The organism is Macellibacteroides sp. (assembly GCF_050251695.1).
Classification (GTDB): Bacteria; Bacteroidota; Bacteroidia; order Bacteroidales; family Tannerellaceae; genus Macellibacteroides; species Macellibacteroides fermentans.
The window spans coordinates 1-9,021 of the sequence record NZ_JBFWMI010000111.1; the positions used below are offsets into that span (position 1 = coordinate 1).

General features: G+C 44.7%; 7 protein-coding genes and 1 pseudogene. 5 read left to right on the top strand and 3 right to left on the bottom strand.

From position 1 onward, the window contains the following. Window positions 1-132 precede the first annotated feature (132 nt). On the top strand, window positions 133-630 hold the full coding sequence (locus AB7E53_RS13125; protein ID WP_446774618.1) for a DUF4251 domain-containing protein: 498 nt from the start codon (window positions 133-135) through the stop codon (window positions 628-630). Here the strand turns inward: AB7E53_RS13125 and AB7E53_RS13130 are convergent. Continuing rightward, complete coding sequence (locus AB7E53_RS13130) at window positions 614-1,570, bottom strand: TIGR01212 family radical SAM protein (protein ID WP_446776143.1); 957 nt, start codon at window positions 1,568-1,570, stop codon at window positions 614-616. The two genes, AB7E53_RS13125 and AB7E53_RS13130, sit on opposite strands and share 17 nt — an antisense overlap. A gap of 57 nt (window positions 1,571-1,627) precedes the next feature. On the opposite strand from AB7E53_RS13130, the gene AB7E53_RS13135 reads away from it, so the two are divergent. From AB7E53_RS13135 to AB7E53_RS13145, 3 genes are all read left to right on the top strand, one after another. Next, a complete protein-coding gene (locus AB7E53_RS13135; protein WP_446776145.1) occupies window positions 1,628-3,802 on the top strand; it encodes a DPP IV N-terminal domain-containing protein in 2,175 nt (724 codons plus the stop codon). Window positions 3,803-3,806: 4 nt separating this feature from the next. Then, entirely contained in the window at window positions 3,807-4,652 is an 846-nt protein-coding gene (lipA, locus tag AB7E53_RS13140) for a lipoyl synthase (RefSeq protein WP_079683729.1), read from the top strand. A 151-nt stretch (window positions 4,653-4,803) separates the two neighbouring features. Further along, complete coding sequence (locus tag AB7E53_RS13145) at window positions 4,804-5,988, top strand: hypothetical protein (protein ID WP_446776147.1); 1,185 nt, start codon at window positions 4,804-4,806, stop codon at window positions 5,986-5,988. Between the two features lie 21 nt (window positions 5,989-6,009). Here AB7E53_RS13145 and AB7E53_RS13150 read toward each other — a convergent pair whose 3' ends face one another. Continuing rightward, on the bottom strand, window positions 6,010-6,714 hold the full coding sequence (locus AB7E53_RS13150; RefSeq protein WP_446776148.1) for an SAM-dependent methyltransferase: 705 nt from the start codon (window positions 6,712-6,714) through the stop codon (window positions 6,010-6,012). 49 nt (window positions 6,715-6,763) lie between these two features. Between AB7E53_RS13150 and AB7E53_RS13155 the strand changes: the two genes are divergently transcribed. After that, complete coding sequence (locus tag AB7E53_RS13155) at window positions 6,764-8,143, top strand: methyltransferase RsmF C-terminal domain-like protein (protein ID WP_446776150.1); 1,380 nt, start codon at window positions 6,764-6,766, stop codon at window positions 8,141-8,143. A gap of 6 nt (window positions 8,144-8,149) precedes the next feature. On the opposite strand, the pseudogene AB7E53_RS13160 reads toward AB7E53_RS13155, so the two are convergent. Continuing rightward, window positions 8,150-9,021: pseudogene (locus AB7E53_RS13160) on the bottom strand (RNA degradosome polyphosphate kinase); the annotation flags it as partial.

The following is a 9,021-nucleotide window of genomic DNA, read 5'->3' on the forward strand; positions in this document are numbered from 1 at the left end:
CATTGCAGCCTTTATTATGGGCTGCAAAGTTATCAATTGAAATCGTCGCGCTCGAAAAACCTCTATAACTAACTAAATTTCAAATATTTCAAAGAACTATTTTAGATTTTAATGGGACAGCAATGAAGAGGTATGAAAAAGAAACAATTACTTTTTGTATTGGTGGTTGGTTTGGTTGTCCTCGGTGGATGTGCAACCACTCAATCTGGAAAGGAATCAAAAGAGCTTACTGAATCGCGGGTGAAAGAAAGTGTAGACAACAGAGCTTTCAGGATATCCGTTGATCGGGTAGTACCCATGTCCGGTCGATCCAGGAATGTAACAAGCAACTATTCGCTGACTGTAAGAAACGATTCGGTGTTTTCTTATCTCCCTTACTTCGGACAAGCATACAGTTTACCTTATGGCGGAGGAGTGGGTATGACCTTTGATGCGCCACTTACGGAGTATAACCAGCGATATGATAAGAAGAACAATGCGGAGATCACATTCCGTACCCGGTCGGCTGATGATACGCATACTTTCCGGATACAGATTTATCCCAATGCTTCAGCCACAATTCAGGTAACGAGCATAAACCGACAGGGAATTACTTACTATGGAACCGTCGATCTTAAAGAAGGGGAGTGAAGGTGCGCCCTTGATAGGCTCCGCGTTCTTCCATTCTTTTCAGGACTTTTGCTGTGAACTCATAGTTCTTTAATCCCCAATCGGGTGCAATCAGCAGCTCTTTAGGGGATTGGGATACAAAACGTTCGATGGTGATGGCGGGATTCATCCGTTCCACAAAATCAATTACCAGATCGATGTACTCGTCGACGGTAAACAAATGGAAATCTTCCGGATTTTCACGGTACTCCAATGCCATTTTAGTCTTCCGGATCAGCTGAAGCTGATGCAGTTTAACGGTGGTGAGCGGCAAAGCGGATACCACATCGGCATGATGCAATATCTCTTCGCGGGATTCGCCGGGCAACCCCAAGATCAAATGGGCACCAGTATAAATCCCTTTGGCGGCAGTCCTACGGATGGCCTCTTCCGATTCGGCATGCGTATGTCCGCGGTTGATACGTTCCAGCGTTTTATCCAGGGTGCTTTCCAGCCCGTATTCAACCATTACAAATGTCTTCCGGGATAGTTCGGCAAAGTAATCCAACAGCTGATCCGGCATGCAATCCGGGCGTGTGCCTACAATCAGTCCCACTACATCCGGATAACGTAAGGCATTTTCGTAAATAACTTTAAGCCTTTCGAATTCATCGTATGTATTGGTATAGGCCTGGAAGTAGGCCAGGTATTTCATGTCGGGATATTTGCGTCCAAAAAACTGTACGCCTTCTCCCAGTTGTTCTTTTATTCCTTTGTCGGTGTGACAATAATCCGGGCTGAATGTCTGGTTATTGCAATAGGTACAACCTCCCCATCCTTTGGATCCATCGCGGTTCGGGCAGGTAAATCCGGCGTTCAATGATATTTTTTGTACCTTATACGGGAACAGATCCCGCAGGAAATCGCCTAAGTCGTTATACGGTTTACTATTTTTCACAATGCAAAGATAGAAAATAGTCATTGTATTGCGGTGCCTTTTCACTAACTTTGCATGATATTATTAAAAAAGAAAAAATTCATGAAAGGATTGAGACTATGTTTGTTGCTTTCATTGGTGGTGGTTGGAAGCCTCTCTGCACAGAACGGAAGCAAACAGGTTAGCTTGAAAGATATAACAGACGGTAAGTTCCGTCAGGTGTCGGCAATAGGTGATATGCGTTCCATGCCCGATGGCGAACATTATACGGCCATGAACAGCGAACGCTCCATGATTATCAAATATTCGTATCGTACGGGAAATCCGGTGGATACCCTGTTTAATGCGAAAACCGCCCGCGAATGTACCTTCAAGGACTTTGAGGGGTATATGATCAGCAGTACCGGACACCGTATTCTGGTATGGCGCGACAGCGAACCGATCTACCGCCGTTCATCTAAAGCCGTAATTTACGATTACGATGTACGACGTAATTTTGTTAAGCCTCTTACCGAGTCTGCCAGCAAGCAGATGATTCCTACCTTCTCCCCAGACGGCAGGATGTGTGCTTACGTACGCGACAATAATATCTGGATCAAAAAATTTGATTTTGATACGGAAACCCAGGTTACCAAAGATGGCGAGTTAAACAAAATCCTGAATGGGACAACCGATTGGGTGTACGAAGAAGAGTTTGCTGTAACAAACCTTATGGCCTGGTCGCCCGACAATGAGTATCTTGCCTTTGTAAAAACGAACGAAACCGAAGTGCCTCAATACCACATGCAGATGTTCAACAATGAGCTGTACCCCGGTTTTTATACCTATAAGTACCCCAAAGCAGGCGAGAAAAATTCCGTTGTCACTCTTCATTCCTACAGTGTGTCTACGAAAGATATCAAGGAATTGAAACTGCCTGTAAATGAAGAAACGTATATCCCCCGTATCACTTTCACAACCAAAGCAGATCAGTTGGCAGTTATGACCCTGAACCGCACCCAAAACGTGTTCAATATGTATTACGCCAATCCGAAAAGCGGTGTATTCAGACTGGTTTTAAGGGAGGAGAACAAGGCTTATGTCGATTCCGAATATCTATCCTCCATCCAGTTTTTTGAAACAGGATTCACCTATTTGAGCGAGCAGGACGGATATGCGCATATATATCTTTATTCTCCTACGGGCGTAATGCAGCGTCAGGTAACCAAAGGCAACTGGGATGTAACCCGCTTCATCGGAATGGACGAGGCAACAAAGACCATCTATTACCAGTCGGCCGAAGAGAGTCCGCTGCGCAGATCGGTTTATAAGATAGATGCCAAAGGTATAAAAACTAAACTTACACCGCTGTCGGGTACTAACAGTGCCGACTTTAGCGCTAATTTTGCCTATTATATAAATAAGTATTCCAATGCAAATACACCCATGCAGATTTCTGTGCATGAAGCAAAAAAGGGTACCACCCTTCGTGTGTTGCAGGATAATAAAGCGCTGAAAAGCCGTTTGGCAGAACTTTCATATGCTAAGAAGGAATTCTTTACCATACAGACCGAATCTGGTTACGAGTTGAATGCATGGCGGGTGAAGCCAGTCGATTTCGACGAAAACAAGAAATACCCGGTGCTTATGGTACAATACAGCGGTCCGGCTTCGCAGGAGGTAACGGATAGCTATGGATTTGATTGGGAATACTACCTTGCTGCCAGGGGAATTATGGTGGTAAGTGTGGACGGACGCGGTACCGGAGCCAGAGGCGAAGGATTCCGTAAATGTACCTATATGAAAATGGGATTGCTGGAAAGTCAGGATCAGGTTGAAGCTGCCCGGGCTCTGGGTAAGCTCTCGTATGTGGACAAGAACCGGATCGCTATCTGGGGATGGAGCTTTGGGGGATACAATACCCTGATGTCCATGAGTACCGGCAACGGAACATTCAAGGCTGGTATTGCTGTGGCTCCGCCGACCGACTGGAAATATTACGATACCATTTATACCGAGCGTTTTATGCGTACGCCTAAAGAAAATTTTGAAGGCTATGCGGCAACCTCGCCTATTAAACTAGCAGATAAATTGCAGGGGAAATTGCTTTTGATTCACGGATCGGCCGACGACAACGTACATGTTCAGAACAGCATGGAGTATGCCGAAGCTTTGGTGCAAGCCAACAAGCAATTTGATATGCATATTTACAAAGATAAAAATCACAGTATATATGGCGGTAACACCCGTTTCCATCTGTATACAAAAATGTCTGAATTTTTATTTAACAACCTTTAAAACAATGGCAGAACATATAAGAAAGCCGGACTGGCTTAAAATACGTTTGGGTGGAAATGAAACTTTCACCCAAACCAAACGTATAGTCGAATCACATGGTTTACACACCATATGCACCAGTGGTAAATGCCCGAACATGGGTGAATGCTGGGGGAGGGGTACGGCAACTTTCATGATTGGAGGAGAGATCTGTACCCGTTCGTGCAAGTTTTGCAATACGCTGACCGGAAAACCATTGGCGTTGAATCCTGAAGAGCCGGCAAACGTAGCCAAATCCATTCAGCTGATGAAGCTGAAACACGCTGTAGTTACGTCGGTCGACCGCGACGACCTGCCCGATCAGGGTGCGGGTCACTGGGTGAAAACCATTCAATCCATAAAACAACTGAACCCGGAGACTACGCTTGAAGTCCTGATCCCCGATTTTCAGGGAAACCTGGAGCTGGTTGATCTGGTTATCGAAGCGGCTCCCGAGATTATTTCGCACAATATGGAGACCGTCAGACGGCTGACTCCCCAGATACGAAGTGCCGCCAAATACGACGTGAGTCTGAAGGTGCTGAACCGTATTGCAACCAAAGGCACTGTTGCCAAGACCGGTATAATGGTTGGTCTGGGTGAAACCGATGAGGAGGTCTACACCCTGATGGATGATGTGCGTGCTGCCGGGGTATCTGTACTTACAATCGGACAATACCTGCAACCATCACGTAAACATATTCCGGTTTCAGCCTATATCACTCCCGAGCATTTTGAAGAATATAAATCGATAGCCTTGTCTAAAGGATTCACCCATGTTGAGAGTGGTCCACTTGTTCGTTCATCTTATCATGCAGAAAAGCATGTATGAAGCAATAACCTTTATCTGATTATGTTTGTTATATAATCAACGGAGAAATGAATAAGCGCTAATTCCAGTGCGCACTATAGGATAAAAACCATATACTTCATTATCCCTTAATTAGATAAATGGAAAATGTTAAGATGAACACAAGTGAGTTATGAATAGAATAGAAACTAGAAAAAGTTTAGATAATCAGGCTTGGGGATTATTGCCAATGTTATTATTTATGTTTATTGATAATTTTATTGATTATCACTATTCATTTATAATTGCCTTGACGCTAAGTTTTGTATCCATGTACCTTTATACGGCATTGATGAAAAGGAAGACGTATCAATTCCTATTGTTGGTTTCATCCATCTCATTGATATTGTTTTCTGTATTTCTTTATTTGCCTTTAGGTAAAGCCCTCTATCCTTATTCGTCGCTTATCAGCGAACTGACCATGGTGATGGTACTCACTTTTGTGGGTTTCACCCGGCGTTCGCTGTTGCGAAGAGTAAGAAATTCGGGGCATCCGTTGTTCCATCGTACCTTGTTACGTTCGTCGCTGAATGAATTTATTTTTTTAGCGCAGGTCGTTCAAAACATGTTCACTCTTCATCTCTTTGTAATTCTTATTTATAATGTACTGCCTTACGATTGGCATACTTCGGACAGAACCGTGTTCCTGTATGATCAACTGGGCGTAATAATAGGGGTTTGCATATTTGTGTATGAACACATGCGTGTGAAAATAATGAAGGGTAGTCTGAAAAAAGAGATGTGGATTCCTGTTCTCAACAATGAAGGAAAGGTAGTAGGATGTATTGCCCGTTCGGTAAGCCGTTCGGTTAAAAAGAAATATTACCATCCCATTGTACGTGTGGCTGTTATCCACGATGGAAAGCTATATTTGACCAAACGTGCTCCCGACAGTTATGTGGATCCCGGTACGTACGACTATCCGTATGAACGCTATGTCTTATATCGTCAGAAGATTGAGCATAGTGCGCAGGATGCCATAGGCCGACTGAAAGGCAAACCCGGTGTTTCGGTGCGATTCTTAATCCGCTATAAGTACGAAGATGAAAAGATTAGACACCAGGTTTCACTTTATGTGGTATGTGTTCGCGACGAGAAGCTGATGTCCGAGTATGTGCGTGAAGGAGGCAAACTCTGGCTTACGGCTCAGATTGAGGAAAATCTTTCCAAAGGGGTATTTAGTGGTTACTTTGAGAAAGAATTTCCATACCTGCAGAACACCATCCTGTTTGCTGAAAACTTCTGCTGTCAGCAACCTACTTCCTTTTGTGAAGAAAATATAGCCGAAGAATCAATGGAGAATGCAAGTATGGTTTGATGCCTCGGCCAATAAATCCGTCTATTTATAGATAAGAAATATAGTAGGCTTCTTTGATAGGTCTGGAATCTTGCCGGCCCATTCTTTTACCGGTTTTGTTTTAATATATTCATCCTCGCAGGTAATGTTTGACGCGATACATAATTTGGTGGAAGGGCGGCAGGTGCGAACCAGCTCTTCTGCCAATTTGTTATTCCGGTAAGGCGTTTCAATAAACAACTGTGTTTCGTGCTCGCTGTAAATACGCTGTTCAATTTGCTTGATTTTATTGGTGCGTGCAACGGCATCGATCGGAAGGTAACCGTGAAAAGCAAAACTCTGGCCGTTAAAACCCGAAGCCATCACAGACATTATGATAGACGAAGGTCCCACCAACGGAACTACCGGATAGTTCTTGCGTTGTGCAACGGCGACCACATCGGCTCCCGGATCGGCTACAGCCGGACAACCCGCCTCCGAAATTACACCCACAGACAATCCTTTACTGAGTGGCAGCAGGTAATCTGCAACCATTTCGGGAGAAGTGTGTTTATTCAACTCATAAAAAGTAAGCTCGTCGATTACAATCTCCGGGGCCGTTTTCTTTAGGAAACGACGGGCTGTACGTACATTTTCCACAATAAAATGGTTGATAGACCGAATAATATCTTTGTTATATTCCGGCAAAACCTGCCGGTGATCTGTATCACCCAGTGGAACCGGGACAAGAAAAAGTGACGCTTGCATACCTATATTTTTTTGCAAAAGTACTAATTTTACCCCAAATATACGTGCAATGGCATTTCCACCGGAATTTATTACGAGAACAAAGGCAATATTGGGAGCCGAATACGAGCAATTGGAAGAGGCATTATCAACCGATGCGCCAGTCAGCATCCGCATGAACCGAAAAAAGAGTGACTATACTCCTGCAGGCGAACCCGTGCCGTGGAGCCATACGGGATACTACCTTCCGGAACGATTATCATTTACATTCGATCCGCTTTTCCATGCCGGTCACTATTATGTGCAAGAGGCCTCTTCCATGTTTCTGGAGCAGGCCGTCCGTCAGCTTATAAACGAACCCGTAACTTGTCTGGATCTCTGCGCATCTCCTGGGGGCAAATCTACCCTTCTGCTTTCTACATTGCCGGAAGGAAGCCTTCTTGTGAGCAATGAAATAATACGGACGCGTAGTCACATCCTGGCCGAGAATCTCAGTAAATGGGGATATCCCGCCTCAATTGTTACCAATAACGACCCCGCAGAGCTGGGCGAATTAACCCATTTTTTTGATGTGATTGTAACCGATGTTCCTTGTTCCGGAGAAGGAATGTTTAGGAAAGATGCCGGCAGCATGGACGAATGGAGTCCGGCTAATGTAGAATTATGTGCCGGCAGACAGCGCCGGATACTAAACGATGTATGGAATGCCCTTAAACCCGGTGGGCTCCTGATATATAGTACCTGTACATACAATACAGAAGAGGATGAAGAGAATGTGCAGTATATTGTTGAACGACTGGGTGCCGAACCTGTGTTGTTGGATATACCGGACACGTGGCAAATTTCGGGTCCGCTTAAATACAACCATCCTGTCTACCGTTTCTTCCCCCATAAAACCAAAGGAGAAGGATTCTTTCTGGCCGTTTTGCGTAAAGACGAGGGCGAAATAATCCGTCCGCGCCAGTCGAAAGACAAAAAAGGAAAAGATAAAACGAAAGCTCCTGCGGTTCCTGTTCAGGCAGAAACGTGGATACAGCATAACGACCAGTTCCAATTTGAAGTGCGAGGCGAGACTGTACGTGCCTTTCCTAAAGAATATTACCCACTGTTGCAACAAATGTACAGCTCATTGAAGGTGATCGGAGCTGGCATAACACTGGGTGAGGTAAAAGGCAAAGACCTTATACCGGATCAGTCCTTAGCACTTTCGTACCACCTAAACCGGGAGGCATTCAGCAGTTGCGAAATAAATTGGGAAGAAGCAATCCGATACTTGCGTAAAGAGGCTCTTGTCTTGCCACCGGATCTACCCAAAGGATATGTGTTGCTTACCTATAAAGTGGCTGCTCTGGGATTTGTAAAACATCTCGGTAACAGAGCCAATAACTTATATCCGCAGGAATGGCGAATCCGTTCGGGTTATCTGCCCGAAGATGTCAGGCTACTCTGATCATCGCTATTTATCCAGAGCATACCGGTCTCTCAGGTAGTTGTAAATACAGACCTGAGACCGTGTCTTTACGGGATTATCGTCACGTTTATAGATATTGTTCAGGTGTTGGTCTATGCGGCAAGCCTTTACATTATCCTTCAGTTGAATACGAAGGATATCGATAATCTCCTCTTTGTGTATCGGATCCAGAATAGGGAAAGCAGTCTCGATGCGGCGGTTCAGGTTCCGTTGCATCCAGTCGGCCGACGTCATATACAAATCTTCTGTACCGTCATTGTAAAAATACCAGATGCGGGAATGTTCCAGAAACATATCTACAATCCGGGTAATACGTATGTTTTTACTATAAGGCTGGTCAGGCACGAGGCAGCAGATGCCACGTACAATCAATTCAATCTCCACGCCCTGCTCGCTGGCATTGTAAAGCTCATTGATCATGTTCTTGTCGTGCAGTCCGTTCATCTTCAAAATAATCTTTCCCTTTCTGCCCTCATTAACATGTTGTATTTCGCGGCGTATCATTTCAGTAAGGGTGGGTACCATATTGAATCGGGCTACTAGTAAGTGCGAAAAAGTGGCTTCGCATATCCGTCCTTCCAGTATGGCAAAAACCTTGTTGATGTCGTTCACCAGCTCTGTCTGCGCAGTAAGAAGTGCAATATCCGAATAGATCTTGGCCGTTTTCTCATTAAAGTTTCCGGTACTCAGATAAGCCAGATGCTTTCGCTGCAAGCCCTCTCTGGTATCCTTCCGAATAATAATGGCAATCTTGGCATGAACCTTCAGTCCGGGAATACTGTAAATGATCCGGATGCCCGCCTGTGTCATCTTTTCGGCGGTCAGCATGTTATTCTCCTCGTCAAAGCGAGCCTTCA

What these genes read in the sequence shown, in the direction of transcription:
- AB7E53_RS13130 (WP_446776143.1), bottom strand. Translation starts at nt 1,570, where the DNA reads ATGACTATTTTCTATCTTTGCATTGTGAAAAATAGTAAACCGTATAAC.
- AB7E53_RS13155 (WP_446776150.1), top strand. Translation starts at nt 6,764, where the DNA reads ATGGCATTTCCACCGGAATTTATTACGAGAACAAAGGCAATATTGGGA.
- AB7E53_RS13125 (WP_446774618.1), top strand. Translation starts at nt 133, where the DNA reads ATGAAAAAGAAACAATTACTTTTTGTATTGGTGGTTGGTTTGGTTGTC.
- AB7E53_RS13135 (WP_446776145.1), top strand. Translation starts at nt 1,628, where the DNA reads ATGAAAGGATTGAGACTATGTTTGTTGCTTTCATTGGTGGTGGTTGGA.
- lipA (WP_079683729.1), top strand. Translation starts at nt 3,807, where the DNA reads ATGGCAGAACATATAAGAAAGCCGGACTGGCTTAAAATACGTTTGGGT.
- AB7E53_RS13150 (WP_446776148.1), bottom strand. Translation starts at nt 6,714, where the DNA reads ATGCAAGCGTCACTTTTTCTTGTCCCGGTTCCACTGGGTGATACAGAT.
- AB7E53_RS13145 (WP_446776147.1), top strand. Translation starts at nt 4,804, where the DNA reads ATGAATAGAATAGAAACTAGAAAAAGTTTAGATAATCAGGCTTGGGGA.